Origin of the sequence: Phenylobacterium sp. LH3H17, from assembly GCF_024298925.1 — a bacterium.
Classification (GTDB): domain Bacteria; phylum Pseudomonadota; class Alphaproteobacteria; order Caulobacterales; family Caulobacteraceae; genus Phenylobacterium.
The window spans coordinates 18,178-44,089 of the sequence record NZ_CP101284.1 but is presented as its reverse complement, the minus strand read 5'-3'; the positions used below and the strand labels follow the sequence as shown (position 1 = coordinate 44,089).

The following is a 25,912-nucleotide window of genomic DNA, read 5'->3' as shown; positions in this document are numbered from 1 at the left end:
GCCGCGCCCCGTTAGAGAATTCTTATGGACAAAGTTAGACAGAGTTAAAGGCCGCCAAAAGCCTGGAAACCCCATAGGCCGCAGGGGTTTCCGAAAGGCCTCGGTCACCAATACCCCGAGCCAAAGGTCACTGAAACCCCGTGCCTCGGGTCACCGTTCCCCCGTGGAATAGGTCATCGTTCCCCCGAGGGTGGGACCCTGCGCTTCTCAAACATGCCATCGACGGCAAGCGTGCGGGCGTCCTCGCGGACCCGGCGCTCCGAATCAGCGGCCAGGCGAGCCAGATCCGCCTTGAGCGCGGCGCGTTCGACGGCGTCGCGGCGGATGAAATGGACGGCCGGCGAGTTGTTCGCGGCGTTGACGAAACTGACGTCGTATTCGGGCAGGTCGTTGGCGGCGACGATCCGCTTGAGCAGGTAGTTGAACTGCTTCAGCGGGCTCTCACTGCCGGTCTTTTCGTGCAGCACGCTAACCCGGCACGTCCAGCCCGAGGCCTGATCACCGGCGTGCTTGCGCGCGATCCGATAGATGGCGCGTTCAACGCCGCCGGAGAGGGCGAAATAGTCGGCGTGCAGGGTCAGCAACGACCGGTCCTTGATGACCCCCTCATAGACCCAGTTGGACAAGGTGAGGGTCAGGCCCTTGGGGGCGCCGGTGACCGCGTCCGACTCCAGCATCCATTCGTCGAGCCAGCCGAACTGCGCCTTGGTGTTGCGCTTAGTCCCCCGGATCGAGGTCTGGATCGTCGTGGCCTCCAGCCGCTGAAGAGCGGCCTGGAGTTCCCGATAGCCCTTGCCGCCGGTGTCGCGCTTGATCGCCTTGAGGAGATCATAGGTCGTGGTGTGCAGGGTCCGGGGCAGGTCGTTCTCGCCGGCCTCCCGCATCTGATTGATGCGTGAGGTCGCCCAGATCAGGATGTCGGCGTCCCAGATGGTGGCGATGCCAAAAGCGGGGTTGGCGCTGACGTGGACCCAGACCTCACCGTCGGGGCTGGTGTATTCGATCGGCTTCAGGCGCTTGCGCTTCGACAGCGAGAAGAACGGCCGTTCCATGACCTCGCGCTGATCCTTCAGCGGCAGGCTGTTCATCCGAGGGACGAACAGATCAAACTCCTGCTGTCGAATCGCGCGCTTAGACATCACCAACCCCACCACGAGCGACGATCTTGGGGAAGGGCAGGGGCCTCGATCCCAGAAGTTGCCAATTGGCAACTTCTCCGAAAACGCCGCCTACGGCCCCCGCCGGCGCAGCGCCTTCAGGCGCCCTGCCGACGTGGTTCTGTGGGCCTGAGCGGAGGGCCGCGGTCATGCGTCCCCCATCTCGCGAGGCACGGTGATGTTGTAGGTGCTGTCGAGGCGCCCGCCGGGCTCAAGGACACGCTTGCCGCTGCCAAGGTCAATGGCGCCCCGCTCGAGGCGGCTCGCCCAGGCATAGCCGTGGCGATCGGCGAACCATAGCGCGAGACGCTTGACCTTGACGCTCCGACAGTCGGCCAGGAGCGCATAGAGCCGCCGAGGGCTGAGGGATGACAGGCCCTGCATCAGGACGTCGGCCTCGTGGAAGGAGGCGACCTGCGGGACGAGGTCCAGGACCTCCAGTAGGGCTCGCTCCGGCGTGGAGACGATAAGCTGGGTCTCCAGGCCGCCTGCCGAAGGGTGCGTGAAGTGTCGCTCGAACCCGCCGGCCTGCGGATCGTCGGCGAGAAGCGGGTCGGCCGTGAACAGGGAAGGCCGGTGATAGGCCAGCCGGGGCCCCAAGAGCCTGCGTGCCCACACGGGCGGCGGCGCGGCGCCGCAGAGGTGGAACGGGGTCGGCCCGTCAGGAGCGCCATAGTGGCCGAGCCCAAGCAGCTCCAAAGCCGTCCGGCCGCCGACCGCGAGGAGGGGAGGGCGCAGACGCTGGAGCGACAAGACGACTGCGATGGCCGAGAGGGCCTGGTCGGATGTTTCGCCCGCGCGCTGATAGGCCCCTCGGACGGGCGCCTGAAGCCAGCCGCTTTTGACATACTTGGCCACGAGACTTCGGGAGTAGCCATGGCGCTGCAGCCAACGGGCGTCCGCCAGGAGGCCATCGGGCAAAAGGCGCTGAAGTTGGTTTAGCTTTCCGTCCATTCGCCAACCCACAGTGCGCGCTTTGATAACATTGTAAACCCGCCGGGTTTAACAGGCGTCGAATTCGCCAACTCAAGGTGAGCGACTTACGGCGATTCCGAACCAAGGCTAAGAGCCCGCCCGGCGAACCGGGCGGGCGCTCAAGCTACTCCTCCTCGGAGGCCGGAGCGGATTCAGGCCGATCCAGCGACCGCAGTTCGTGCTGCGGCGTGGCCACCACGACCTTGGAGAAGAACCGTTCCACACCGTCCTTGTCGGTGTAGCGGTCGTGCCGGATCTCCCCTTCGACGAACACCTTCGAGCCCTTCGGCAGCCCCTTGGACCCGAGCCAGCCCACCGTACCCTGGTTCCAGATCTCGACCTGGTGCCAGGTCGTGTAGTCCTTCCGCTCGCCGCCCGCCTTCGTGTAGCGGTTGGTGGCGACCCGCAGGGTGGCGACCTTCTTGCCGCCTGATGTGGTGCGAATTTCCGCTTCGGCTCCGGTGAAACCGATCAATTGGACCTTGTTCAGCATCGTCTTTCTCCATCTGCCGCCAGGGAAATCCCGGCGGCTCGCGGTCCCTGCCGCGATCACGCGACCTGCAAGGGCGGGGAAGAGGACTGGCCAAAGCCCGGATTGGTTGGAAACCGGCCTGCACGGAGCGCAGCGGAGGAAGGCCGGAGGGTCCATCCGGTCCGCCACGCGCAGCGGGGTCGGCTTTGACCTGGACCGCTCCGACCTAGGTTGAAGTGATTGATCGCGCGGACCGCAGCCCGCCGGGCGTCACAACGGCTTGGGGATGATCAGAACAAGGACCACGAGGGCACGGGGCGACGCGGATCGTTCAACACAAGGCAAGAGTCGCCGCTCGCCGACGCCTCTGATCAACGGCTGCGGGGCGGGCGAGGGGAGGGGGCCGCGCTCGGCCCACCTAGCTACCCTGGAACCCGTTGCGGCGCTGACCCGCCAGGGGGGAATGGATCGCTGCATTCGTCGAGACTGGGAGATGGCTGACAGCAAGTTCCGCGAGGCACGGGGTCGGTCGCCAGATCTAGGGCCTACCACCACGGCGCATACGCACATCACGGGCCTTCCAGGCCAGCACCGGCGTCTCGGAGATATGCTCGGCCCAGTCCAGTTCGCCGGGCAGGCGGTTGGTTTCAATCGAGCCCGACCGAGCACCCTTTCGAGGCCGGTAGTGGCTCCGTTTGAATTCGGCCGCCGTTTGACAAGCATCGCGCCCGCGCCAGGTGGCGCTATGCTGGGGCATGGCACTGACCTTCCGCGCGTACATCAAAGAGGCTGTCGTCACCGATACGCCGACGGGCGGCTTTATCGCCGACGCCAAACAGGACCCCGGCCTGCCGGAGGCCGCTTGCTGGGCAGAGCTGAGAGACTATCTCAAGAACCGGCGTGTAGGCCGTCAGGCCATCCGGGACGCGCTTTACGCATGGCGCGAGTTCGAAGTTGCACGGGGAACAGAAGCCTAGCAGCGCTCAAGGACGGAAACGCCCGGCGAGCCCTGTGGCGCGACGTCAGAACGAATCACCAACCCCAAGGCTGAGTGGCAGCCAGCTCGTCTGACACAAGGACTTGGGTTTCGTTCGACGCCTGTTCCGCCGGCTTCCTCAAAGTTGGGAGAAGGGCAGGGGGAACGGCGCCCGCCGAAGCGGGCGCCGAGCCAGGTCAGTGCCGCGTGCTACCCGTCTGCGGGTGGATCATCTGGTGGAAGTGCGCGATGGCGGCGGTGTCGAGCTCGAAGGGGATCGCGGTGATCTCCTCCTGGCGGTCAAGCTCCTCGGCGATGGCCAGAAGGTCCCAGCACTCGGCGACCACATACCAGCTGCCGGTGTCGTAGAAGTCGTGGGCGTGTTGATAGACCGCTTGAGCCATCCCCATGCTGACCATCTTTCGTCTCCCTCTTGCGCTACTGGATCTACGGGCTCGTTCCCGCGATCTCGCGACCGCCCAGGGCGGGTGAAAGGGAGGGGCCAAAGGACGAATCCCCGTGGAAACCAGCCCGCAGCGCAGCGAAGGTCGGAGGGTCCGCGGGGTTCGCCTCGCGCCAGCGAGGTCGCCTTTGACCCCGACCGTCCCGTCCTAGGTTCGTGAGATTGATCGCGGACGAGCTCGCCCCGCAGCGCCCAACCCCGGGAGACGACTGACGGCCTGGTGCTGGCGCCGACATGCGGATCACCACAGCCAGACCCCTGACAACCTCAGCACCTTGGGCGCCCGCTCGCGGAACCTATGCGGCGCGGCTTTTCGACGGGATTTAGGTGGAGGTCGATCTCGCTGGTATGCGGGTATGAGCCGGTCGATCACTGGCCTGAAAAGACAGAGCGGACCTCCACCGATGAGCGACATGCGGAACGATGCCGACGTTCAAGACGCCGCTCGGGCGCTCTTCCTTGGGTGCGCGCCCGAACGGCATGAAGAACTGGAAAAGCTCTGGGCGAAGTTCGGGCCGGAGTTTCAGGTGCACGATGACAACCATCCGGATGGTCCGTTCCTGTTCGACGCAGGCGCCTACAGATACGTCCGCTTCAATCATCGAGCGATGCGGCTGTTTTGGCTGGGCGCCTTCATCGCCTGGGAGGGGTTCTGCGCAACACCCATGGACTACGGCACAGCGCCGGACTGGTCCCGGCTGAACGCCATGCTCTCCACCTATGACCTCATCTGCGACGCCGATGATCCGGAAGGCATCGCCCTGCCGGAGGGGGTGCCGCAGCCGGGCGTCTATATCGATGCTGCAATCAACGGCCAGGCGCGGGCGGTAGCGGAGCTCGCCACGATCGCCGCCGGATGGGCGCTGCTGCACGAATTCCGGCATATCCAGCACCAGCAGGCCGGGACCGCCGCCCCGATGGACGATGAAGACAGGGTACGGGCTGAGGAGGCGTCGTGCGATGCGTTCGCCACCAACTTCCTAACCGAGAAGATCGGCCACTACGCTGCGGCGACCCACGATCCAATCGACAAGGTCCAGCAGAAGCGTCAGCTCGGAATCTACCTTGCGCTCTTCAACATTGCCCTGCTCACCAAAGACCACTGGGGCGAGACAAACACACATCCGGCGCTGCGCGACCGCATCAAGGCGGCGAAGGTCATATTCGGTGCCGATCGGCATGCGGGCGCTGATCACGTTGCTGAGGTGGCGTTCGCGGCGCTCGGCCATGCGTGGCCGGGCGCGCCCGCCTTCTAGCGTAACGGGTCTCGCTTGGCTGGCTCCTTTGGGTCCGAAAGCTGCCGCAGGTGCCGGACAGGCCTTGCCATAAAAATGTGACCCACGATCTGCGGCGGCCCGAAGGCCGCCGCAAGCGGGCACCTATGCCCGCGCTCGGATGACGACATGGCGCACGCCCTTGTCGCCGGCCTTCTGACCGAGATTGAGAGCCGGCCCAAAGGGTTGCAGACCCGCGCCACGCTCGGCGTTCAGGGTATTGGCCAGAGTCAGGACGCAGACCGGATCAAGTTCGAGCATCTCGTCGTTGGCCCGGAACGGGGCGGCCCGTCCGTGACGGTCAAAATCGGCCTTGGCCAGGACCAGGGTCACGTTCTTGGACTTCGCCCACTTGATCGCCAGCTTCTCGGCGCCCTTGGCGCCGGTCGTGGCCAGAGCCATTTCCGGCCACTGCTCGCGAGCCCAATTGAGGGCATCGAAGATGCGGCTCGCGTCCTCTGCGGTGTCTGCGAGCGGCGATCCACGGAATGCGATGATGGTCGCCCCTGGGTCGGCGGCGGAGTGCTTTCGTGCCTTGGCTGAGCGGATGACATCCCGGGCCTCGATCTGTGCGGCGGTTGTCCTCGAAGCTCTGACGTTGCCCTTCCAGGGGCTCCAGACCTCACCGGTCGCCGTCGTATAACTGGCCGCTGCGGCGTCTCGGACGAATTCGAGGGCCATGGTAGCGACATCGGCGGCGCGGGCCTTGCGGGTGGCGGTCTGAAGTTCGGTATCGGCGATCTCCGAGCCGTCGAAATCCCGGGTCAGTCGGTTGAGGTCATCCCTGGCGCGGTCGGCTTCGCGTTCGATCCGTTGTGCCGCCGAATGGAAGGCCCCGATCAGGCTCTCCGAAGCGATTGCCTGGAAATCCTCCAGGGCCGTGTCGATGAAGACATCGAGCACCTCGTTCATCAGGGCGTGGCCGAGTTGGATAAGCGCCTCTTCGTGAGGATGGGGGCGGGGGTCGTCGAGGGTCAGGGCCTGGGCCTCGAAGTGGGTCATCTGGCCGGTCAGGGGAGCGTGTGGAGAAAACTGCATTGCGAGACATCCTTTCGGAGTGGGGTGTGGAGCCTGTCGGCTCGACGACCGTCTCGCGCCGACGGCCCGAGGCCCCCCACAAGGGCTTTGAGCGCAGCGTCCCTTGTGGGGGGCCTCGGACGGTGGCGAGGTCTCAAGAGCCAAAAGGCTGCAGACCGCCACGCAACTGTGTCTCGTGTGGATTTCGCGCACGTCGAGCCGGCCAAGGTGTCCACGCAGGGCCAGAGATGGTCCGCGTCGAACGACCCCAGACCTCTAGGCGCTGGCGCGCCGTCATCATCGGCCCCTATGGGGCGGGGTGCATGGCCGCATTGATGCGGCCCTCAAGCTCCAAGCAATGGGCCATCAGCTGATCGAAGGGTTCGGCGTCATCGAACAGCAGGCCGTCAGCGACCATGGCCTCATAGTCCGCCCCGAGGACGGCGCGGGCTTCGCCGTCCGGCGCCAGATGGATCGCGCCATGCACGGCCGCCTGATAGTCGATGACCGCCTTGCCCGCGTCCTTTTCGACGAAGAACATGGCCTTGTGATCGGCGACCGCCTGGGCCAGCGCTTGGTCGGCGATGGCAGCTTGCGCAAAACCCGCATCATCGAGCCGCGCCAGGTCATGCCAATGCCGAGCGAAACGGTCACCCCGCAGCCGGCCTTGGGCGCAGAAGACGTGGATGGCCGTCGCCTTCTCCCAGAAGGTGCGCTCAGCCCGCATCACCATCGGCCGCGCGGTCGGAAAGACCACGCCTTCGACAAGTCCGGCGGCGTCACAGACGACGTCGTGCAGCGCGCTGGGTTCACCCGTGGACCGGGCGCCAAACTCCAGCATGACTGCCGGCGCGACATAGCCCGAGCCGGTAGCCAGAGGTTCGTATTCGACAAAGACCTTCTCGCCTTCGAGCCGAAGCCGCGCGGGCGCCCCGTCGACCGTAAGTCTGGCCTGGAGGGTTGGCAGGACGTGGTCCTCCACCCAGTGCGGGAGACGCTGGCCGACCGCCTTGGTCCAGCGCCGCTCCTCGCCGCGGGTCGCGGGCAGGGCGTCACCGGTCTGTCCCACCAGGTCCGGCGCGAGTGCCCGAATGTCATATGTAAGATCGACGTCTTCGGAGAACCGCCGGATCACGCCGTAGGCCTTCGAGAGCGATGTTCCGCCCTTGAAGACCAGATGCTCGCCAAGCGGCGAGGAGAACAGGGCGTCGAGCGCCCAGACAACCCAGATGTCCTTCTCTAGCAGGTGCGCCGGCCGCCCAGACGCGGACGCGGCGACCGCCAAGGCCTCACGCCGCTCGTCGGCCGAAAGCGCAAGGAAGGCCTCAGACATGGGCGAACGACTGGCTCACCTGCTGCGCGAGCCAGGTCGGAAGCAGAGGCGCGGCCTTGGCCAGCGCCTGAAGATCCGAGGCGGGGAGCGTGCGCCGCAGGGTAAGCAGCGCACCCTCGGCCTTCGAGGGGCCAAGCCACGCCAGGGCGCGAAGAATCTCGCCCGCGGGCCGCCCGGCCAGCACGAGTTGCCAGGCCGGAGCGTGCCGCATTTCGACCGATTGGCGGCCCAACCGCAGCTTCCGGCTCGGACCCGAGGTCAGATAGACGCTGCGGACGGGCACTTGCGAGGTCAGGCCCAGGGCATTGGCCGCCGCGGCGCCGTGGGACGCGACGGTTTCGCCGCGCAGCTCGGCCAGGCCCGCCACGACCCTTTCCGTGGTAGGCGCGCGAGCCCCAAAGCGGCTCTCGACGGGCCGGACATAGAGGCCCCGGCCGGCGCGCAGCAGTTTACCCCGCCGCGCGAGCCGCGACAGCGCCTGGTCAACAGCCGCGCGCTGGCCCAGGTGCAACAACCCCTTGGCGGTCAGCAACGCGCCCTCCGGCACGGTGCGGCTGTGTTCGAGAATCTCTTCCGTCAATCGTTGCATGGGTCACCTGACTGTCAGAATAAATAGGACCACTTCTGACAGTTAGCAACCCGCGGGTTAGGGAACGGTTTCCACGGCTAACCGACCTCACGCCGCCAGGGATGTGGCGGCCACATCCACGCGGCTGAAGGCCTCCAAATGGTCGACCGCCCGCTGCGCATGACCTGAAGCCTCCAGCAACGCCGCCGGCCGCTCCTTCAGGATCGCCGCCCAGTGGGCGAGATAGGCCGCGTGGCCATCCAAAAGCTGAGGGCGCAGGCCGATCCGCAAGCCCAACGCCGCCGCCCCGATCTCGGCCACCAGCTCCTCGAAGGCATAGGCCTCGTCGCCGAACCTTGCCCCGAACTCCCGGTTCAGCCGGTGCGGCGCTCCACTCCAATGGACCGCCTCATGGGCGAAGGTCGCCTGATAGTCGTCGACCGTGTCGAACGCCTCCGGGGCCGGCAGGCAGATGACGTCGCGGGCGCGGTTGTAGCAGGCCACGCCGCCGCCGAGTTCGATCTTGGCGGGAATGGCGTCCAGCAACGCGTTGCGGGCCGCGGCCCGAACGGCGGGATCGATCTTCGGAGCCCGAAGGTAGGCCTCCGGGCAATCTGTCAGCTGCTCGGCGTTGAAAACCGCGTAGGCCTTCAGGTAGCGCAGCACCCTCGGATCGTCCTCGGAGGCCGCAGGCGAAGCGGCGTCGCCGCCGTCGAGAACGCGGGTTTTGTAGAGGATCGCCGGTGAGCTCTTGGCTCCCTTCTTGACCGGCGCGCCGATGCCAAGCGCCTGACGGAAGGTGAACCAGTAGGGCGAGGCATAGCCGCCCATGGCGCCCGCGAACGACAGCAGCCAGGCATTGCTGCCGGTGAAGGGCTGGCCGTCGGAGCGCAGCGGCAAGCTGGGATCGGCGCAGGCGACCCAGGCCTGCCTCCAGGGCGGAACACCGCGTTCGATGCGCGCGATGAGATCGGCCATCATCGGCTCAAGGGGATTGGTCATGGGATCCTCGGGGGTTTTTGCGCCAGGCCTTTTCCCGGGTCGCTCAACCCTTTCGGTCCCTGCCTTTGTCCTTTCCCAGCGCAGCCGGCCGGGGCCCTCGGAGCCAGGTGCTGGAGGGCCGTGAGCGCCAAAGCCCACGGCCTTCATCACTCAGGCGGCGGCCGGGAGCAGCGTCTGCGGCGGCCACTTCGCCAGCAGCGCCGACAACACCTGCGGCTTCTCCACCGGCACGAAGACGCGCGGCGTGTAGTTGATGATCTCAACGAAACAGCCGAGCAACGTGAAGGCCGAGCGGTCTGCGGCGGCGCCCACCACTTCGATCCGGTGACGATCCATCACCTTGGCGCGTCTCAGCCAAAAGCCGCCGGTCAGCATGATCGAGGTGTTTTCAGTCAGGACGAGATGGGCGGCGTTCGAGCCTTCACCGACCACGCTAGCCACGTCGCTCAGGCCCAGCGCGATCTTCAGGCCTGGGACCTGGCCAGCGTCGAGTACACGGCCTAGCCAGCGGCGGCCGTCCGGCGCCTTGAGGCGCCGGACCGAGGCTTGCTTGGCGGGCAGGCTCTCCCAGACCGGCAGGAGGAGGCCGGTCACCAGGACCAGCTCGCGCGTGATCCAGGGATCGGCCGCGGCGATCTCGGCGTCCCAGGCGGCCTGCCAGATCGGGTCAGGCACGATCTCCCAGGCCGATTCCTCATAGACCTTGAGGGGCGAGACGCCGCGCTTCTCCGGCCGGATGATCCGCACCGCCGGCACCAGGCGGTCGTCGTCGTCCGTCGTGGTCAGGCCTTTCACCACCAGGCCAGCGCGCCCCGAGCGGGCGTTGACCACATACTCCAGAGTCTCAGGGTTCAACCCGTGCAGCGCCTCGCCGGCTCCGGTCAGCACCCGCCGGGTGCGGACCTCAAAGGTCATGATCTTGGTCTGCGCGCCGGTCAGGGTGTCGGTGCGGATCACCTCCTCCGACTTGATCGCCAGATCGTCGGCGACGATGTCCTCCATCCCCCTGTCGAGGGCGCCGGAGGCCGAAGCCCGTTCGAGGATGCTGGCCAGGATCTCGTCGAAGGCGGTGAAGAGACCGTTCTGGTCCTCGATCCGCAGGGCCAGCAGGCGATTGAGAAAGGTGTTCATCGCCGGCATGTCGTCGGACTTCTTGAGATTGCCGTCGGTGTCCAGCAGCTTCAGCCCGGTCCTGGTCTCGAACGTCTCGCGGCTCATGGCCTCGACCGACCCGAAGTGCAGGGCCACGAAGAAGGCCTGCAGAGCGCGGTGCGCCCACGGGCTTTCCAGGTTGTCCTCTGGCCGGAACAGCCCGTTGCCCGCCGAGCGACGCTCACCGCGGGTCAGGGCGCCCAGGCTGTCGAGCCGCCGCGCGATGGTGCTGAGGAACCGCTTCTCCCCGTGGATATCGGTCGTCACCGGCCGGAACAGCGGCGCGTGGGCCTGGTTGGTGCGGTGCGAGCGACCAAGGCCCTGGATGGCGCCATCCGCGCGCCAGCCGGGTTCGACCAGATAGTGGGCCCGCCGCTGCTGGTTCGCCGCGCCAAGATCGGCATGGTAGCTGCGCCCAGTGCCGCCGGCGTCGGAAAACACCAGCACCCGCTTCTTGCCGGACATGAAGGCGTCGGTCTCGGCCTTGGCCGCTGAGGCGCCGCGACGCTCGACGACACGCCGGCCGCCACGCAACACGACCCGGCGGACCCGGCCGGTGATCTCCGCCACAGCATCAGTTCCCAGTGTGTCGAGGACGGCGTCCAGCACGCCGCAGACGGCCGGAAGGCACGCGAGATGGGTGACGAGTTCTTCGCGGAGCCGCAGCGCCTCCTGGCTGGCGACCGGCACGCCATCGACCATGACCGGGATCATTGTGACATTGCCCTCCTCGTCCTCGATCGCCTGCATGGCGGTGACCGGGAAGGCTCCCATCAGATAGTCGAGAACCTGGTCCTTCGGCGTCATGTCGATGGTCAGGTTGTTCCACTCCTCCGGCGGAATCTCGGCCAGCCGCCGCTCCATCACCGCCTCGTTGGTCGAGACGATCTGCACCACAGAAGAGCGGCCCTGCGCCAGATCGGTCCTGATCGCCGCAATCAGGGTCGGGGCCTTGAGGCCCGCGAGCAGGTGCCCGAAGAACCGCAGCTTCGCCCCCTCGAAGGCCGAGAGCACCGCCGAAGCCGCCTGACCATTGGTCGCCTTGCCGTCCTCGGTGAGGCCAACCGCCTCCAGGGCCGCCCGCAGATTCTGATGGATCAGCTGGTAGGCATCGGCCCAGGCGTTCCAGATCTCGATGTCCTGCGCGGCGAGGGGGTGGCGTAGCGCCTCGTATTCGACGCCGTCGAAGGACAGGGAGCGGGCGATGTAGAGCCCGAGCGCCTTCAGCTCGCGCGCGATCAGCTCCATCACCGCCACGCCGCCCTTGTCGACGGCTTCCATGAAGGCGTCGCGGGTGTTGAACGGCGCCTCCGGCCCGCCCCAGAGCCCAAGCCGCGCGGCATAGGCGAGGTTCTCCGGCGTCGTCGCGCCGGTCGCCGAAACGTAGAGGATCCGGGCGCCGGGTAGACGGTTCTGCAACGCCAGGCCGGCCATGCCCTGCTGCGAGGCCTTCTTCGCCCCGCGCGAGCCCTTGCCGCCGCCGGCGGCGTTGGCCATCGCGTGTGCCTCGTCGAAGACGATCACGCCGTCGAAGTCAGCGCCCAGCCAGCTGACGATCTGATCGAGCCGGGACGGACGATCTCCCCGGGCGGGCTGACGCAAGGTCGCGTAGGTGGTGAAGAGGATGCCGCGGTCCAGGCGGATGGCGTCGGCCTGCTTCCAGGCGCTCTGCGGGGTGATGTCGGAGCCGGCCCCGCCAATAGCATTCCAATCGCGCCGGGCGTCCTCAAGCAGGGCGTCGTTCCGCGAGAACCAAACGGCCCGCACCCGGCCTTGGGCCATGTTGTCGGCGATGACCCCGGCGATCTGACGGCCCTTGCCGCAACCGGTGCCGTCGCCGAGGAAGAAGCCGCGCCGAAACTGCACCGCGCCCAGCGTGCCTTCAGCAACGAGGTGGACCAGGTGAGCCGCCTCGCCGAGCACCCAGGCGCCCGGCAGGCTGCTGGCGTGAGCTTCGCCGGCATAGATGATGGTCTCCATCTGGGCGTCGGAGACCAGGCCCTGCTCGACGATGCCGGCCGGCAACACCGGGCGATAGCTCGGGGCAGGCGGTGAGACCGAGGCCATCGGCCCGGATTCCACGAGCGGGGAGGGGTGTGGTCGCGCCTGCGCCAGGTCGATCCGCCCGAGCGCGTAGGCCTGATAGAGGCCGACGTCGTGGCCTTCGCCAGACCAGTCCTTCACCGCATAGGCGACCGGCGCCGTGGTCGCCAGGAACCCCAGCCGTGACGAGGGTGTCGCCAGCGCCCGGGCCCGCCGGGTCAGGAAGGCGACGTTGGAGACGGCTCGGAACTGGCGAGGCTGAGCCGTGGGGCGAGCGGCGACCCCCGCCGCCAGACGAGCGGCGTCGGCCAGGGTCTCGCAAGCCAGAACCGGGCAGGGGGAGGGGACGCTCCCCCCGGCGCGGTCGATCACCAGAAGCCCGGTCTCGACCGAGGTTCCGTGCTTGGCATAGGCCCGTTGCGGGAACACCAGCATCGCGATGAGGCGGCCCCGGCGGCCCAGGGCCTGCATGGCGCAGGCGTCCTCGAAGAGCCGGGACGGCACGATCGCCGACAGCCTGCCGCCTTCGGCCAGGCAATCGAGTGCGGCGTGCAGATGGTCCTCCAACTGCTGAAACGGCGGGTTGGCGATGACGGCGTGGAAGCTGCCGGAACCGGGCAGGATGTCCTTCAGCAGGACCGCGTCGTGGCGGGTGCGCGAGGCCGCCGGAAACAGCCCGTCAAGGATCTCGGCTCGACCCGGGGCCAGTTCGTTGAGGTCGAGGACCGCGCCGCACGCCTCGGCAACGATGGCGAGGAGGCCTGTGCCGGCCGAAGGCTCAAGCACCCGGTCGCCGGGGCGGATCTGGGCGGCGGCCACGGCCAGGGCGCTAAGCTCCGGCGGCGTGGAGAACTGATCGAGCGCCACCTGCTCTTCGCTGCGCCGCGTGTGGGTCAGGGTCAGCTCGGTGACGCTGGCCAGCAAGGCGACGATTTCGGCGGGCGCGTCCTCAAGCCGGCTGATCTGAGGCGCCAGGCGGCGCAGCTGCAACACCACGGCGGCTTCCATGGCGTCGTAGGCATCGCGCCAGCACCAGGCGCCGTCGGCGTCCGAGCCGCCGAAGGACATGGTCATCACCCCCGCCACCAGCTTTCGGTCGAGCGCCCGCGAGCGGTTGAGATGGGGAACCATGGCCCGCGCAGCGGCCAAGATGTTGGCGGCCTTGTCTGCGGCGGAACCAGAAACCTGCGCCTGGGCAAAGAGCGGAAGGAAGGCGTTCATGGGGAAGCGTCCAGATCACCTGCGGCGGAGGGCTCCTCCCTCCCGTCCCGTCAGGCTCACCTGACGCCTCCCTCCCTCCATCCTTTCCGGGCCCAGACAGCGAAAAGCCCCGCCGGCTGGCGCCGACGGGGCTCTCTGGTTCAGGGTCGATTATCAGCTGATCAGGCCGCCAGCTGTCCCTCCGAGGGAAGGCTCGTTTCCGGCGCCTCGGAGGGCTCTTCGTCAGCCGCCGGCTCCTCCGCCTCGTCCTCCAGGGAAGCGTGGCTCTCCCAGGACAGGGCCGAGGGCGCCCATTGGCGTTCCGCGGCGGCCTGCGCCACGAAGCAGACCAGCTCGTCCTTCTTCAGGGTCCGCGCCCGATCGTCCGAAGCGTCCATCTCCTCAAGCAACGCCATCAGCTGCTTCTTGGAGTGAACCGCCAGATAGCCTGCGTCCGGCGTCCAGTGGCTGGCGATGTCGGACCCGCAGAGTTCGGCGATCTCGGCCGCCTCCGCGCGGGCGGCGTGACGGATCGAGCTGGTGCGCGCTTCGCGGACATCGAGCGAGATGGCCACCAGCTCGGCCAGCAGCGCCATCTTCTCCCCGTGCGCCAAGCCCTCGATCCAGGCAATCGGCCGAAGGCCGGAGGTCTTGTAGGCCTCGCGACGCGCCTCAAGTCTGGCCCGCACCTCACCGTCGAGCGCCGGAATGGCCGGGGTTTGGCCACGGCGATAGCCGCTCGCCGAGACTGTCACCGCCGACGCCTCCGCCGAAGCCCCGCCGTGCAGCGCCAGATGCTTGAACAGCTGGGCCAGGAGGGCGGTCAACGCGACGCTGGGGTTGTCGGCCAGGTCGCGGATCAAGCCCCGCGTTGCGACATCGGTACGGGTCTCGTGGAAGACGTGACTGGCGCCTTCCACATCGACGTCGGCCTTGGGAAACTCAACGTCGGGCTGGCTACGCCCATAGCGCCCGTCAAGACCCCCGCCTTCGCCGGTGTCCGCCTCCTCATCAGGATCCTCCTGAGCGATCACCGGATTGGAGAAGAAGCTGGCGACGACGCCGACCTCGGCATCCGGAGACAGGATCACGGCCCCGATCGTGCCGCCTTCGAGCGAGGCGGCGGCGAGCTGCCGGTCTGCTTGCAGCAAAGCCAACAGGCCCGGGATCTCGTCAGCGGCCAGATCCGCGCCCGCCAGGGCTTCATGCGCCTCCCTGACAACTTGCTGGGCCTCCTTGTAGGCCGCTCGGGCGGTCTCGCTCATCCCCGCGACGTGGACGTAGGGCAGGTTGAAGAAGCCGTCGGGCGCGCGATAGCCGCGGCTCTGGCCGATGAACACGAACAGCCCTTCGGCCTGCAACGCGGTCACCAGCGGCTCCGTGCGCTGGCGCCACAGCTCGGTCAGCGTATCAGGGTCCAAAAGAACGTCGGGAAGCTCGCCGAACAGGTCGGATTCGACCCGCCCGCCGATCGCCGCGTAGCGCTGCGGGCCCACCAGGGCGAAGCGCGGATCGTTGACGTCAGTGCGGCCCCGCTCGACGCGGGCGGCAAGCTGATAGTCCTGCAGATAGCCATCGAGGGCGGTCTGGGCGATGTCGGCCTGCTCGTCCGCATCGGTGATCCGGGCCAGCTGACGGGCCTGCTTCAGGGTGATCTTGCCCAGACGCAGGGCCTTCAACGCATTGGCGTGCAGCCCGGCCAGGGCCGACAGACGCTTGATCTCCAGTTCGTCATAGCCGAGCGCGCCGGCGATGGCGGCGGTGTCCATCTTCGACTTGCGCAGCTTGCCGATGGCGACGATCACGTCGGCGATGTGAACGGGCGTGCGCTCCGCGGCGGTGAGGATAGTGGCCGCCGCCTGACTTTCGCGGGTGGAGAACACCTCGCACTTCACCGGCCAGTCCTGCGCGATCCGGCCGGCGTCCAGGAGCTTGCGGAGCGCCAGCAGCCGGCGGCGGCCGTCCAGCACCATGAAGGGCCGCTCCTTCCTGGCGCCGGGTCGCACGCACAGGGGCACGACAACGTCAGCCTTGAAGATGGTTTCGGCCAACCGATCGATCTCGTCGTCGGCCGGCTCCTTGGCGCGAAGGTTCTCCGGCGCGATCGCAAGGTCGCACAGGGGCACGAACTGGGTGTTGGGAACGCCAGCGGGGGTTTCAGCAGCGGGGGTCATGGGGATCATCTCCGGCGTCAGAGGCGAGGGTCATCCTGCCCCTTGGCGCACCCCCTCCAGCCCTCCCTCTCTCCTTTCAGCAGCCACGCGATCGGCCCCATGCTTGGAGCGTTCGGCATGGACAATCGACCTCGACCGAGGTCATCAAGGAACTTCCCGCCGTCCCATTTCCCAAAAGAATGCAATCTCCTCGATACTTCCGTGGCGAAAGAGATCACGCTTCAGATATGCGTACCGAAGACGAGTGCCGAGAAATGGCTGTGAGACTGCGGGCGATGGCCGAAAATTGTACCGTAATCCAACATCGCGTTTCCTATTTTCAGATGGCGCGAACTTGGGACGATCTGGCGCGCCAAGCGCATTGGCAAGATGCCTTCGAGCAGGTATTTCACTGATTACTGCAGCAGATCTGTTGCGGGATTGAGGCCCCTGTCGCCGTCACGAGTGCTTCACCGCATCGTTCCAATCGCCGACGACGCCCGACGGCAACTCGACCCAGGCCTTCAGGCCGGCCCGGACCAGCTTGGCGCGAAGGTGCTCGGCCGAAGCCTCACCATCCTTGCCGCGATCCGCGGCGATCAGCACCGAGCGCACGCCAGGCGGCGGGATCCAGCTTCGCAGGTTGCGGGTCGACATCAGCGACCAGGCCGGAAGCGAGAACCGCTCACTGGCCGACAGCGTGGTGAAAAAGCCTTCGGCGACCAGCATCTCCGGCGCCGCCTCATCGATCCGAACCGCTGCCCCGGCGGGCACGGCGCCGACCGTCTTGCGGTTCAGACGCAGGTCCGCCGCCCGATGGGCGTTGGGCGCGAGATAGGTCAGCTCGACGGCGGTGAGGCCGCCCGTCGCATCGCTGACGCCGACCAGGAGGGCGGGGCGATGATGGCGGCTCTCCGCCGCATAGGCCGAGACCGGCGCCTGGCCGCAGTGGCGAAGCACCTGTGGTCCTGGCAGGGCGCGCGTGATCGCCCTCAGCCGGCAATGGCGTTCAGAAAGGGTGTTGGCCACGGCCTTCCCCGCCTCCCAGATCCGCCGCGCGGCGTTCAATCGCTCGATCGTCGTGCCGGCGTTCCCGGCCGCCGAGGCCCGGCGCGACTGGCTAAGGGTGGTCGGGGCGTTGTGCGCGTCCACCAGGCCCTCGCCGCGCAGGTGATCGAGCACCGCGCGCCAGTCGCCATCGCCGAAGGTGTGGACGATGATCCGCCCGTCCTTCAGCAACAGCGAGACGGAACGGTCGGCGGCGCTATGGCCCGGCGCCGGAATGTTCGCCCTCTGGCCGCGATCATAGAGATCGCCGCCCAGGGCCTGGACGATGGGTCTCAAGGACATGGCGACCTCCCGGGACTGCCTGACCAAAACTCACCCACCCCAAGCCTGCCTCCACCCTTTCCGTCCGCGGCCGACGGCCGCTCGGGATCTGACCCCGGGGGCGTTGCGGGGGCATCCCCCGCTGGTGGGGGTAGGCGCAGACCGCAACGCCTGCGACTCAGGGGGAGGGCGCTCCCCCCCAAATCCACAGACAGACCTGATCCTGGCCAATCACTCGCCAAACCGAAGCTCCCCCCTCGGCATCGCAACTCACAGGCTTGAAATTGAGGCGATAGCCCGGGAATTGGCGGCGCAAAATCGTCACAGACGGCGATCAGGAGGGCGACAGCCATGTGCTTTTATAGCAAGATAAGCCCATCATGAGTTTGGGGCATTCCGTGATGAACACTGATCAGATCGCGGGGGACGAGGGCCGGAGCGAAGAAGCCTGGGTCATCGGCGCGAACCCTGAGCTGGCCATCCGGGCCCGCAATGTCTCGATGTATCTGGAGCGTGGCGGCTCGCTCAAAGAGGTCCGGCTGACCGAAAGCGAACACGGCGACTGGAGCGTCTGGCTGCGCCTGGCCGGGCGCACCGGAGAATACCGGCTCGCCAAGTTCAAGTCTGACGCCCCGAAGCTCTATCGCGACGTCAGCCTGGCGGTCGCCGCCTGCCGCGATGATTTCGGCTATTTCGGACCCATCATTCTGTCCACGGACAAGCAGCCCAGCGCCGCGACCCGGGCGGCTGGCCAGGATCCCGGCGCTTCTCAACTCGGATGACGGGATGGGCGTGTAACCGCGAGCGGCCTGGATCATGACGGCGTTCGAGGTCCCGGACGGCTTGTCCGAAATCGAACACGAGCTGCCGCTCGTTATGGAGATGATCGCCCGCACGGCGCGCTGGGTGCATCCCGACACCTTCAAGGCGTTGCCGATCTGGTGCCCAGACACGGCGAGAAGCCGGCCCCGCTACGACGCGGCCTGGAGCAAGGTTCTGGTCAGCGGCAAGGGCGTGCCCAAGGTCGAGGAAAACATCCGAGCCGCGACGGCGCTGGTCGAGGCGCTTGGGGTCAAAACGCCGCCGAAGCCGAAGAATTGGACCGTCTGTCACATCTGGGGCTACGACGACGAGAATTTCGCCGGCAAGAGCAACGTCGTCCAGGACCCACGCTTCTATTCCTGCGTGGGCAACATGACCTGGCTTCCGACCCCGCTGAAGGGCTTCACCGACGCGGTCCCGCAGATCAAGGAGTGCCTGCGGGTCTGCGCCTACCATCTTTACGGATGGGCCTGCGAGCATGAGGATGTCCGGGTCGGCGCCGAGCGCGTCCGGGCGGGCGTCATTCCAGCGGGATATCCAGAAGCGTGGCCAACGGCCGAGCGGCGCACTCTCCCGCCTGGCACCGCGCCCTACAGCGATCGGGTGCGCGCAGCGATCGCCAAGCGCAAGGCGCGGTTCCGCCAGCAGCTCGCCGACCCCGCCCTCGAACACTTTGGCCATGACGCCGTGCGCGAGGTCCTGGACTTTTGGAATGTGGATCTGACGGGATCGGAGCACTGATCACCGACTACCGCCTGGCGGCCGTCCATCCAGCCCCCCGCGCCTCGGCCGCCGTACAGAACCAGCGCTCGCCGCGCGACAGGTCGATCCGTGTCGCGGCATAATCCTCCTGGCCGGGCACATGGAAAATCCGCCGCCCCGCGGCGTTGATGTTGCCTTTGATTACGCATCCGCCGCTCGCGGCCAGCTCGGCCGAAGCTGGTACAGGCGCCGCGGCTGACCGTTCCACCGCCCGCCATTCCGAGGGGCGCTCGAAGGTGCCCGCCCAGACCCCGCGCCTGGCTCGGCGCGCTTCGGTTTCCGCCGCCGTGTAGGTCCCGCCGCTGAATTGACGATATTCCAGCGCCCAGCCGCCTTTGACCATCTCCAGGCCAAGATCGAGATCGCCAGCCCTGCAGCGGGCGACGGCCCGGCCATATTGGTCGCGGTCCCGTACCTCACAGATGACATTGCGGCGCGCGATCAACCCGATCAGCCGGTCGCGCGCCACCTCACCACAGCGGTAGTTCCCGCCGCCGGCGTCCTTGCAGGTCTGTCGGCCCTCCGGCGCATCGATCCCCCACATTCGGACCCGTTCGGAGCCGAGGGTGAAGGTGTCGCCATCGACGACGCCGGCCTGACCGCTAAGCGTGACCGGGCTCGCCGCGGCGAGCATCAGGCCAAGCACGACCCACAGGCTGCGCCCAATCATCGATGGTCCTTTCGCAGGGTGACCAAGACCCGCTCGACGAACACCTCGGCGACCTCGGCCGCCTGCAGGATGGCGGTCACGTAGTCCCGTTTGATCCGGTCTGCGGCGATCCCGCTCGGCGTCGACAGGGTCAAGAGCCCGTCCTCGATGCCGTGGAAGCCGACCTTTCCGAACCAACTCCCATAGGCGCCTTCGCGCACGATGGCGCGGAGCGCCGTAGCGATGGCCAGCCAGGTCGGATCGTCGGTCCCCGGTGCGGCCATCAGGGCCACGGGCGCGGCGACCTCCGGCGGCGGGATTTCCCCCTTCACCCGCATGATCCGGGCGAGGTTTAGGCGCAGATCGGGCGCGCCCTGGGCGGTTCGGGTGACCATCCAACCGAAGTATTTGCAAGGGCTCTGGATTGCCGGGTCTTCCAACGCGATGGCCAACATCGCGATCACCCGTGGCCCGTGGCGGGCCCAGCCCCAACCGACCGACAGCGCGTTGTTGCGTTCGATCTCCGGGAGCCAGGTTTCCGCCGCGGCCGCGATCCGGGCGACATCGGCAGGGCCTGCGCTGGCGGGGTCGGCGAGGATATGATCCCCCACCAGCGCGGCCAGCCTGGGACAGACCTGGACGGCGGCCCTGAGCTCCTGGCGCACCATTTCCGCCGCCGCGAAGGGCGCGGATTGAGCACCGCCCAAGCCGCTTGCTCCCCCTGGAGAGCAAATGGCGCTGGACGTTCCGTTGCTGTGGCGTTGGCCCGAGGATCCGTTGCGTTTGCCGTTCGCGGGAGGCGTAGCCGGACGCGCAAAGGAGGAACTTCGCGGCGAAGGCGTGTCCTTATCCTGTACAGAGGAACTGTCGTTCTTATGGGACTGTTCTAGGCGCCGGGATATAGGCGCCTGGGCGGCATATCTCTGCGCAAACACCACGGGCTCAAGGTACTGGGCTCGGCGAGCTTGCGCCGCCTCACGGAACGCGGCGTCAACGGCCTCCATTTCGTCCAGGCGCGCCACCAGCGGTGCCAGGTCATAGGCTTCGACGCCGGCGGGGCGGTTGGCGCGATTGTAGTCGCGGACCATGTAGCCGGCCGCCTCCAGGCCGCGCCGGTTGGCGCGCGCCGTGCTCTCACTGCAGCCGAGGTAGTCGGCGATCAGCGCCGTGCTTGGCCAGACGCAGGCGACGTCCTTCTCCAGGCGGTCCTGATTGAGGTGCTCGACATAGAGCAGCAGGGTCATCCGCTGCTGGATGGTGAGGGTGGGCGTGCCCTTCAGCACGGCCGCGGCGATACGCGCGATGCTTTCGCCCGGGCTCCAACGCCAGGCGCGGGCCTGCTCGCAGACCGCGTCGAAGTTGGGGGCTCGCTTGGCGAAGCCTGGCCGCCAGTCGTCCTCGGATAATGCGCTTTGCATGTCGTCCCTTCGTGCTGGGACGAGGCCGTTTCGACGGTGCGAAACCGGCAGGCAGAAGACAATAGGTCTCCTATTCGGGCCTTGACGACGCAAAAAGCGCCTTCTAGGTTGGTCCCGATCAATCAAGCCGCTACCACACGGCGCCTGCGATTTCCGAAAGCCTCCAGCGTCAACTGGGGGCTTTCGCCGTTTTGGGGTCTCGTCTAGGTCAAGGTGAAGTCCTCATGGGCGACCAGGCGCGCGCAGAGGATCTGGCGCGCGACTCAGTCGGACTCAGCGTTCAGTGAGTCTGGGCGAAGCTGAAGACTTGGAATTGCACCATTTCGACCAAAAAGGGCCGATTCGTGCGCTTGACGGATATTCAGAAACGAGTCCCCGGCCACCGACTCAGAGATCTACCGCTTGTGGTCAGAGGACGTCATAGGGCCAGCTGTGGTGGGTCGACAGGAATGGCCTGCCGCCCTCCCGGTCCGTGAGCTTCGCCCGGATGCGAAACCTCGTCCCCAAGGGATGGTCGCGACCCAGCGCCTTTGGGCAACGAACGTGCATTGTGGTGTCGTAGCCTTGGCCGGCGACCGGCCGGACATGGATCTCGCCGTGGAGGCCAGCGGTGCTCGCCGGTATGAAACTTTCGACCACCACAAAAAGGTGAGGTTCCATCGGCTGGGCCACGGTCGGCTCCTGGGATCAATTGTGGTTGAGGCCGATGTCGCGGCTATGAAGTTTGACCTTCCAAATGGCTTCAAGCGCGATGATGTCTTCGATGGTCGCGCTGGAGCCGGCCACCTCTAGAATGCTGACGAGGTAGTCGCTGGGGTCACGGCCGCGGAGGCCGATATTGCCGCCGTGCCCCGTGGCTACATAGCTGCGCCAGCGGCCAAGAAAACCGTCCTCGCCGTAGGCTGAACCGACATAGTGCTCTCGCGTCCGGGGACAGGCGAGAAGGTAGACGCCCCGTGACGCGCGGAGGACTTCTTGCCAGGTGACGGGCATCGTTTCGATTTCAGAAAGCGGCCGAACGAGCTTGGTGAAGCCTGGGAACGTCTCCTCCTGGAAAACGCGCGTGAGTTCGACAATGACCTTGTCCTGCTTCTCCGCGCGCTGGACCCACGCCCTGTTGGCGCTGGCGCTATCTCCCCAATGAATGAAGAGGCGGCCGATGTATGTGCTCAGGGCCTCAAGCCGGCGGCAGTTATACTGGTCATAGGGCGTCACCATGCCCTTCTGGCCGCCAACGTGATCGCCCGTGAAGGGATCGATCGTTCCGGGTGTGACAGCGCCGGTGCGCGTAGCCCCATAAAGACCGACGAAGAGCGTCGCGCCCGGGGAAGGGGAGACGAAACTGGCCCAATAGGGCCCGACGAACTTCGCTCTTTCGCGCGGCGCACTGTCCTGAGTGCTCTGGTAGCGCTCGAACCCTTCGAGATCGTCGCGCCATAAGCTGTAGGGGGTTCGGCCACGCACCTTGCCGGTCTGATGGCGCAGGAGCCGCACTGTCGCTGGATCGATGCCTTCATCGGCTAGAAGTGCATTGAACCTGATCGCCATACGGCAAAGCTAAGCCAGTTTAGTCGGGCCGTCGATTGGTGTGCGGGCCGGCTCGCCTTCACACCTTGCTGGTCGGGTTCGCCTTGCGCCACGCCTGAAAGCCTCGATCCGCCTCCATGAAGGTCGAGAGGATGTGGGGCACGAGCTGTTCGAGCGCGATCTCCTGGGCGTTGCTCTGGGCGTAGGCGCGCTGATAGTCGACCAGGTCGACAGCGAGCTTCCCGCGCAGCCGCAGGCGCAGGTCTGTCACCTTCTCCTCGAGGTCGATCTTAGCCAAGGACAGGGTAGGCTTGACGGGTCGCGTCATGGGCGTCTCCTTTGTTGGACTGAAGGAAGCGGTCGATCGCCGCGAAGGCGAAGTCCGTCAGCTTGAGATTGAGACCGTCGGTGTGCCGGCGAATGCGCAGGCAGAGCGGCCGGGACAGGCGCACCGACACCCGGTCTTTGGCACCGCGCACAGCGGGGAAGGCGATCTCGACACCGCTCTCCAGCGCCTCCACCAACTCTCGAAAGGCGCGCTCATAGATGAGCCGCACACAGCCGCGAGGATTCTTGCGCGTATTCAGTCGTTCGGCGGCCGACACCATGTCCTGGTGCAGGCCTTCGGACAGGAACAGCCCGAGCTTCTCTGCGGTCTGGGTCACTGGAACTCTCTCTTACTGGTAGGGGGCGAGGATCATGTCCTTGTTGACGATGACCTGGAGGGGCCAGCCAGCGCGCACGGTGATCGTGGCTTGGCGGTTCAGGTCACGCTCAGTGATCCTTTGACCGGTCTGCTGGGCCTGGTTGGAAATGCCGCTGGCGGCGCTATTGACCACCAGGCCGCCAGAACTTCGGGTGCCGGCGTCCTGGGCGGACGCCGCGCCGATGCTGAAAATCGTTGAAAGCAGGATGCCGCGCGCCAGCTGGCCGAAGTGCCCGTCCGTGCGGTCGCGAAGGCCGCTGGCGCCCGACAGGTCGGCCCCAGTCATCGAGCCGATATTGATCGACCGGCCGTCGGGCATGACGATCCGGTTCCAGGCGATCAAAGCCCGCTGCTGACCGTAGGCGACCTGGCTGTCGTATTGACCGATCAGCCGGGCGCCCTGCGGGATCAGCACGGTGCGCCCGGTGACGTGGTCGTAGACCGGTCGGGTCACCTGGGCGATGACCTCGCCCGGCAGATCAGAGTTGATCGCGGTGATGAGGGCGGCCGAGATCAGGGTTCCCGCCTTCACCTCCCACGGACTGAGCGGCGGTAGCAGCGGGTTGGCCAGGTAGTCTTCGGACCGAGAGCCGGCCAGAAACTGGCGCTTGGCGCCCTGGCCGTTCTGCGGCTGCACCTCTGCCGACCGCTCGGCCGGCGGGGCGGCCCGGCCGGCGAACGCCGCCACCCCCGCCGCGGGCGCGGCCACATCCCGATCGGCCACCTGCACCGGCTGTCCGCCGAAGAAGGGACCGGCCGCGCGCGCCGCGCGCGCCTGATCGCGAGCTTCCTGAACGGCGGGGTCCACCGGCGGCGCTGGGGGCGCGGCAGCGACGCCGGCCGCTGGCTGTTCCGCCATGTCCGCGCTGGGCGGGGGCAGGGTGGCCATGCCCGGCGCGGAGGCCTGCAGGCCCGGATCGCCGTATCCCCGCGCGAAGCGGTTGGCGATCTCGGGACGTTGCGGCGTCTGGGTGTCGGCGGCCGCTTGCGGATCCTGGTCCTTGGCCGCCCGCGTGTGGGACCCGCCAAAGCCGAGATAGAATCCCAAGGCTACGACGCTGGCCAGCGCGGCGGAGCCGGCCAGCAGGTATTTGCGATTCCACCGGGTCACCGGCGGACGTGGACCGGTCAGCACGCTGGCGGGCGAGGCCTTGCGCTCCGGCGCGGCCATCGGTCCTACGCCCTCGGAGGGCGGGTCGGGAGGCAGATGGCTCATCTCAGCGCGCCCCGCCGGTGCGGGATATCCGCACCACGACCTGGCGGCCCTCACCGAGCCGCAGTTCGGCGACATCGATCATCCGGTCGACGACGTAGTAGCCGTTGGCGAACCGGTAGTTGACCAGCTCGGCCTGCTTGTTCGGACCGATCAGGAAGAGCGGCGGCGCCTCCGTGGCCGCGAGGTCGGCGGGGAACTGGATGTAGGTCTTCAGGCCATCATCGAAGACCCGCAGAGGCTGCCAGCGGGGACCACGCCGGGCTCCGATCGGTTGGATCCGATAGGCGAAGTTCAGGCGGTCGATGGCGATGCTGCTGGCCACGACCGCCTGGTCGGCCGCCGCGCGAGCCGCCTGCGCGTCGCGCATCTCTTCCTGCGGATAATTCCAGCTGATCACACTCGTATAGGTCTCGCCCTCGTGGCTGACCGCTTCGAGCAGATAGGTCCGCTGGTCTGTGGTCAGGATGATGTTGGTGCGCAGGCCGCCGCGGATCGGCTTGACGAAGACGATCACCTGCTGGCCGGCTCCGGCGCCCTGAACTGTTTCGCCGAGCACCCATCGAACCGTGTCGCCGGCCGCCTTGGAGATCAGCTTCTCGCCGGGCCGAAGGGTGATCGCGGTCAGAAACCGCGGGCTGGTGTGGACCACATAGAGCCGCCCCGGCTCGAAGTCGTAGTAGAGCGCGGCATTGAGGTAAGCCCCGGCCGAGGGCAACGACCGCGCTGCGTCATTGCCCGCCTGAACGGTCCGCAGCACCGGCGAAGCATAGGTCGCGCGGCGCACGGGCCGACGGCGGGGCGGCTGAACCGGCACGGCCGTGGCGGCTGCTCGTGGCGCCGCAACCACCACGGCCAAAGCGCGGGGTGGCGCGGAGGGCGGAACGGCTCGCGCCGGCGCCGGCTGAACCTGGGCGGAGACGTTGGAGCTGCCCGCGAGGGCGAGCCCGATGGCGAGGCTGGTGGCGCCGCAGGCCCGGAGGAAGATGTGTGTCATGACTAAAGCTCCCGGCTCCACTGAAACGAGGTGATGTAGATGCCGAGGGGGTTGGCCCGGAGTTCGGCCTCGTTTTTCGGCGCGTTGATCTTGGCGGTGAACAGGCCCGTCCAGTTCTCGGTGGCGCGGGTGGCGCCCTGGTCGAAGGTCGTCTCCCGCCACTGCACCTGGTAGGTGTTAGGACTGCGGGCGAGGACGGAGACGATCTCGACACTGACCGCCTGGGCGCCGGCGTTGGCGAAGGGGTCGTGGGTCTTGGCGTAGTCGTTGAGCTGACCGATGGCGGAGCCCGCCACGAACCGATAGGCGGCGGTCCAGTTGTCGCGGATGACGATCGCGTCGATGCTTTTGGAGCGGGTCCGCGTCACCCAGTCGGCCAGGAAGTAGCCCGTCTCCGCCGTCGATGGTTTGTAGCTCTGCCCGGCGACCTCGATGCGACCCGGCCTGCCGTACTTGTCGATCGGAACCACGAAGGTGGCGATGTTGGTGTTGCTGGCCTGGTAGATGAACCCGCCAAGCGACAGGGCCGCCAGGCCCAGCGAGCAGAAGGCGGCAAGCCGCCAGTTCTTCGCCTGCGCGACGGCCGAGCCGATGCGATTGTCCCACTCCTGCGCAGCGCGCTGATAGGGGGTCTCGACCGGCGCGGAGCTGCCGTAACGGTCTTGCGGTCTCCTGAAGGCGTTCAACATGGCGGTTCTCCAGGG

The 25,912-nt window shown here is 67.1% G+C and carries 23 protein-coding genes and 1 pseudogene; 4 read left to right on the top strand and 20 right to left on the bottom strand.

Annotated elements, in window-relative coordinates; translation table 11 throughout:
• Nucleotides 1–173: 173 nt before the first annotated feature.
• From M9M90_RS20935 to M9M90_RS20925, 4 genes and pseudogenes are all read right to left on the bottom strand, one after another.
• Nucleotides 174–1,139: a replication initiator protein A gene (locus tag M9M90_RS20935; protein WP_254837218.1), complete on the bottom strand. Its 966-nt coding sequence runs from the start codon at nucleotides 1,137–1,139 to the stop codon at nucleotides 174–176.
• Nucleotides 1,140–1,304: 165 nt separating this feature from the next.
• On the bottom strand, nucleotides 1,305–1,856 hold the full coding sequence (locus M9M90_RS20930; protein ID WP_371876949.1) for a type IV toxin-antitoxin system AbiEi family antitoxin domain-containing protein: 552 nt from the start codon (nucleotides 1,854–1,856) through the stop codon (nucleotides 1,305–1,307).
• A 33-nt stretch (nucleotides 1,857–1,889) separates the two neighbouring features.
• A pseudogene (locus M9M90_RS21340) lies at nucleotides 1,890–2,111 on the bottom strand (AbiEi antitoxin N-terminal domain-containing protein); the annotation flags it as partial.
• A 145-nt stretch (nucleotides 2,112–2,256) separates the two neighbouring features.
• Nucleotides 2,257–2,625: a single-stranded DNA-binding protein gene (locus M9M90_RS20925; protein ID WP_254837286.1), complete on the bottom strand. Its 369-nt coding sequence runs from the start codon at nucleotides 2,623–2,625 to the stop codon at nucleotides 2,257–2,259.
• 734 nt (nucleotides 2,626–3,359) lie between these two features.
• On the opposite strand from M9M90_RS20925, the gene M9M90_RS20920 reads away from it, so the two are divergent.
• Nucleotides 3,360–3,581, top strand: a complete 222-nt coding sequence (locus tag M9M90_RS20920; RefSeq protein WP_254837285.1) for a hypothetical protein — start codon at nucleotides 3,360–3,362, stop codon at nucleotides 3,579–3,581.
• Nucleotides 3,582–3,777: 196 nt separating this feature from the next.
• Here the strand turns inward: M9M90_RS20920 and M9M90_RS20915 are convergent, their stop codons facing one another.
• Nucleotides 3,778–3,999, bottom strand: coding sequence for a hypothetical protein (locus M9M90_RS20915; protein ID WP_254837284.1), 222 nt, complete (start codon nucleotides 3,997–3,999; stop codon nucleotides 3,778–3,780).
• A 448-nt stretch (nucleotides 4,000–4,447) separates the two neighbouring features.
• On the opposite strand from M9M90_RS20915, the gene M9M90_RS20910 reads away from it, so the two are divergent.
• A complete protein-coding gene (locus M9M90_RS20910; RefSeq protein WP_254837283.1) occupies nucleotides 4,448–5,299 on the top strand; it encodes a phage exclusion protein Lit family protein in 852 nt (283 codons plus the stop codon).
• Nucleotides 5,300–5,422: 123 nt separating this feature from the next.
• On the opposite strand, the gene M9M90_RS20905 is transcribed toward M9M90_RS20910, so the two are convergent.
• From M9M90_RS20905 to M9M90_RS20875, 7 genes are all read right to left on the bottom strand, one after another.
• Nucleotides 5,423–6,355: a DUF2493 domain-containing protein gene (locus M9M90_RS20905; protein ID WP_254837282.1), complete on the bottom strand. Its 933-nt coding sequence runs from the start codon at nucleotides 6,353–6,355 to the stop codon at nucleotides 5,423–5,425.
• Between the two features lie 286 nt (nucleotides 6,356–6,641).
• Complete coding sequence (locus M9M90_RS20900; RefSeq protein ID WP_254837281.1) at nucleotides 6,642–7,667, bottom strand: nucleotidyl transferase AbiEii/AbiGii toxin family protein; 1,026 nt, start codon at nucleotides 7,665–7,667, stop codon at nucleotides 6,642–6,644.
• On the bottom strand, nucleotides 7,660–8,256 hold the full coding sequence (locus tag M9M90_RS20895) for a DUF6088 family protein (RefSeq protein ID WP_254837280.1): 597 nt from the start codon (nucleotides 8,254–8,256) through the stop codon (nucleotides 7,660–7,662). Before M9M90_RS20895 ends, M9M90_RS20900 begins: the two co-directional genes overlap by 8 nt.
• A gap of 87 nt (nucleotides 8,257–8,343) precedes the next feature.
• A complete protein-coding gene (locus tag M9M90_RS20890; protein WP_254837279.1) occupies nucleotides 8,344–9,237 on the bottom strand; it encodes an ArdC family protein in 894 nt (297 codons plus the stop codon).
• 150 nt (nucleotides 9,238–9,387) lie between these two features.
• Nucleotides 9,388–13,653 carry a strawberry notch family protein gene (locus tag M9M90_RS20885; protein ID WP_254837278.1) on the bottom strand — a complete coding sequence of 1,422 codons (4,266 nt, stop codon included), beginning with the start codon at nucleotides 13,651–13,653 and terminating at the stop codon, nucleotides 9,388–9,390.
• Between the two features lie 161 nt (nucleotides 13,654–13,814).
• Nucleotides 13,815–15,806 (bottom strand): ParB N-terminal domain-containing protein, encoded by a 1,992-nt coding sequence (locus M9M90_RS20880; protein ID WP_254837277.1) that lies wholly within the window; start codon nucleotides 15,804–15,806, stop codon nucleotides 13,815–13,817.
• A 438-nt stretch (nucleotides 15,807–16,244) separates the two neighbouring features.
• Nucleotides 16,245–17,135 (bottom strand): toprim domain-containing protein, encoded by an 891-nt coding sequence (locus M9M90_RS20875; protein ID WP_254837276.1) that lies wholly within the window; start codon nucleotides 17,133–17,135, stop codon nucleotides 16,245–16,247.
• 380 nt (nucleotides 17,136–17,515) lie between these two features.
• On the opposite strand from M9M90_RS20875, the gene M9M90_RS20870 reads away from it, so the two are divergent.
• Both M9M90_RS20870 and M9M90_RS20865 read left to right on the top strand, forming a co-directional pair.
• Nucleotides 17,516–17,896: a hypothetical protein gene (locus tag M9M90_RS20870; protein ID WP_254837275.1), complete on the top strand. Its 381-nt coding sequence runs from the start codon at nucleotides 17,516–17,518 to the stop codon at nucleotides 17,894–17,896.
• Between the two features lie 34 nt (nucleotides 17,897–17,930).
• Entirely contained in the window at nucleotides 17,931–18,677 is a 747-nt protein-coding gene (locus M9M90_RS20865; RefSeq protein ID WP_254837274.1) for a hypothetical protein, read from the top strand.
• Nucleotides 18,678–18,684: 7 nt separating this feature from the next.
• Here M9M90_RS20865 and M9M90_RS20860 read toward each other — a convergent pair whose 3' ends face one another.
• The 8 genes from M9M90_RS20860 to trbF form a co-directional block, all read right to left on the bottom strand.
• Nucleotides 18,685–19,368: a thermonuclease family protein gene (locus tag M9M90_RS20860; protein ID WP_254837273.1), complete on the bottom strand. Its 684-nt coding sequence runs from the start codon at nucleotides 19,366–19,368 to the stop codon at nucleotides 18,685–18,687.
• On the bottom strand, nucleotides 19,365–20,765 hold the full coding sequence (locus M9M90_RS20855; protein WP_254837272.1) for a DnaA N-terminal domain-containing protein: 1,401 nt from the start codon (nucleotides 20,763–20,765) through the stop codon (nucleotides 19,365–19,367). Before M9M90_RS20855 ends, M9M90_RS20860 begins: the two co-directional genes overlap by 4 nt.
• A gap of 687 nt (nucleotides 20,766–21,452) precedes the next feature.
• Complete coding sequence (locus M9M90_RS20850) at nucleotides 21,453–22,313, bottom strand: GIY-YIG nuclease family protein (protein ID WP_254837271.1); 861 nt, start codon at nucleotides 22,311–22,313, stop codon at nucleotides 21,453–21,455.
• Between the two features lie 58 nt (nucleotides 22,314–22,371).
• Complete coding sequence (locus M9M90_RS20845; protein WP_254837270.1) at nucleotides 22,372–22,620, bottom strand: DUF2274 domain-containing protein; 249 nt, start codon at nucleotides 22,618–22,620, stop codon at nucleotides 22,372–22,374.
• Nucleotides 22,583–22,957 (bottom strand): hypothetical protein, encoded by a 375-nt coding sequence (locus M9M90_RS20840; protein ID WP_254837269.1) that lies wholly within the window; start codon nucleotides 22,955–22,957, stop codon nucleotides 22,583–22,585. The genes M9M90_RS20845 and M9M90_RS20840 overlap by 38 nt, the downstream gene beginning before the upstream one ends.
• A 12-nt stretch (nucleotides 22,958–22,969) precedes the next feature.
• Complete coding sequence (locus M9M90_RS20835) at nucleotides 22,970–24,214, bottom strand: TrbI/VirB10 family protein (RefSeq protein ID WP_254837268.1); 1,245 nt, start codon at nucleotides 24,212–24,214, stop codon at nucleotides 22,970–22,972.
• Between the two features lies 1 nt (nucleotide 24,215).
• Nucleotides 24,216–25,208 carry a P-type conjugative transfer protein TrbG gene (trbG, locus tag M9M90_RS20830; protein WP_254837267.1) on the bottom strand — a complete coding sequence of 331 codons (993 nt, stop codon included), beginning with the start codon at nucleotides 25,206–25,208 and terminating at the stop codon, nucleotides 24,216–24,218.
• Nucleotides 25,209–25,210: 2 nt separating this feature from the next.
• Nucleotides 25,211–25,897, bottom strand: a complete 687-nt coding sequence (gene trbF / locus M9M90_RS20825) for a conjugal transfer protein TrbF (protein WP_254837266.1) — start codon at nucleotides 25,895–25,897, stop codon at nucleotides 25,211–25,213.
• Nucleotides 25,898–25,912: the final 15 nt, after the last annotated feature.

Bases quoted from the DNA above. Each gene is read 5' to 3' on its own strand.
- M9M90_RS20855 (WP_254837272.1), bottom strand. From the start codon at position 20,765: ATGCAAAGCGCATTATCCGAGGACGACTGGCGGCCAGGCTTCGCCAAG.
- M9M90_RS20895 (WP_254837280.1), bottom strand. From the start codon at position 8,256: ATGCAACGATTGACGGAAGAGATTCTCGAACACAGCCGCACCGTGCCG.
- M9M90_RS20905 (WP_254837282.1), bottom strand. From the start codon at position 6,355: ATGCAGTTTTCTCCACACGCTCCCCTGACCGGCCAGATGACCCACTTC.
- M9M90_RS20880 (WP_254837277.1), bottom strand. From the start codon at position 15,806: ATGACCCCCGCTGCTGAAACCCCCGCTGGCGTTCCCAACACCCAGTTC.
- M9M90_RS20890 (WP_254837279.1), bottom strand. From the start codon at position 9,237: ATGACCAATCCCCTTGAGCCGATGATGGCCGATCTCATCGCGCGCATC.
- M9M90_RS20925 (WP_254837286.1), bottom strand. From the start codon at position 2,625: ATGCTGAACAAGGTCCAATTGATCGGTTTCACCGGAGCCGAAGCGGAA.
- M9M90_RS20870 (WP_254837275.1), top strand. From the start codon at position 17,516: ATGAACACTGATCAGATCGCGGGGGACGAGGGCCGGAGCGAAGAAGCC.
- M9M90_RS20910 (WP_254837283.1), top strand. From the start codon at position 4,448: ATGAGCGACATGCGGAACGATGCCGACGTTCAAGACGCCGCTCGGGCG.
- M9M90_RS20900 (WP_254837281.1), bottom strand. From the start codon at position 7,667: ATGTCTGAGGCCTTCCTTGCGCTTTCGGCCGACGAGCGGCGTGAGGCC.
- M9M90_RS20875 (WP_254837276.1), bottom strand. From the start codon at position 17,135: ATGTCCTTGAGACCCATCGTCCAGGCCCTGGGCGGCGATCTCTATGAT.
- M9M90_RS20845 (WP_254837270.1), bottom strand. From the start codon at position 22,620: ATGACGCGACCCGTCAAGCCTACCCTGTCCTTGGCTAAGATCGACCTC.
- M9M90_RS20920 (WP_254837285.1), top strand. From the start codon at position 3,360: ATGGCACTGACCTTCCGCGCGTACATCAAAGAGGCTGTCGTCACCGAT.
- M9M90_RS20935 (WP_254837218.1), bottom strand. From the start codon at position 1,139: ATGTCTAAGCGCGCGATTCGACAGCAGGAGTTTGATCTGTTCGTCCCT.
- M9M90_RS20850 (WP_254837271.1), bottom strand. From the start codon at position 22,313: ATGGCGATCAGGTTCAATGCACTTCTAGCCGATGAAGGCATCGATCCA.
- M9M90_RS20860 (WP_254837273.1), bottom strand. From the start codon at position 19,368: ATGATTGGGCGCAGCCTGTGGGTCGTGCTTGGCCTGATGCTCGCCGCG.
- trbF (WP_254837266.1), bottom strand. From the start codon at position 25,897: ATGTTGAACGCCTTCAGGAGACCGCAAGACCGTTACGGCAGCTCCGCG.
- M9M90_RS20915 (WP_254837284.1), bottom strand. From the start codon at position 3,999: ATGGTCAGCATGGGGATGGCTCAAGCGGTCTATCAACACGCCCACGAC.
- M9M90_RS20885 (WP_254837278.1), bottom strand. From the start codon at position 13,653: ATGAACGCCTTCCTTCCGCTCTTTGCCCAGGCGCAGGTTTCTGGTTCC.
- M9M90_RS20835 (WP_254837268.1), bottom strand. From the start codon at position 24,214: ATGAGCCATCTGCCTCCCGACCCGCCCTCCGAGGGCGTAGGACCGATG.
- M9M90_RS20865 (WP_254837274.1), top strand. From the start codon at position 17,931: ATGACGGCGTTCGAGGTCCCGGACGGCTTGTCCGAAATCGAACACGAG.
- trbG (WP_254837267.1), bottom strand. From the start codon at position 25,208: ATGACACACATCTTCCTCCGGGCCTGCGGCGCCACCAGCCTCGCCATC.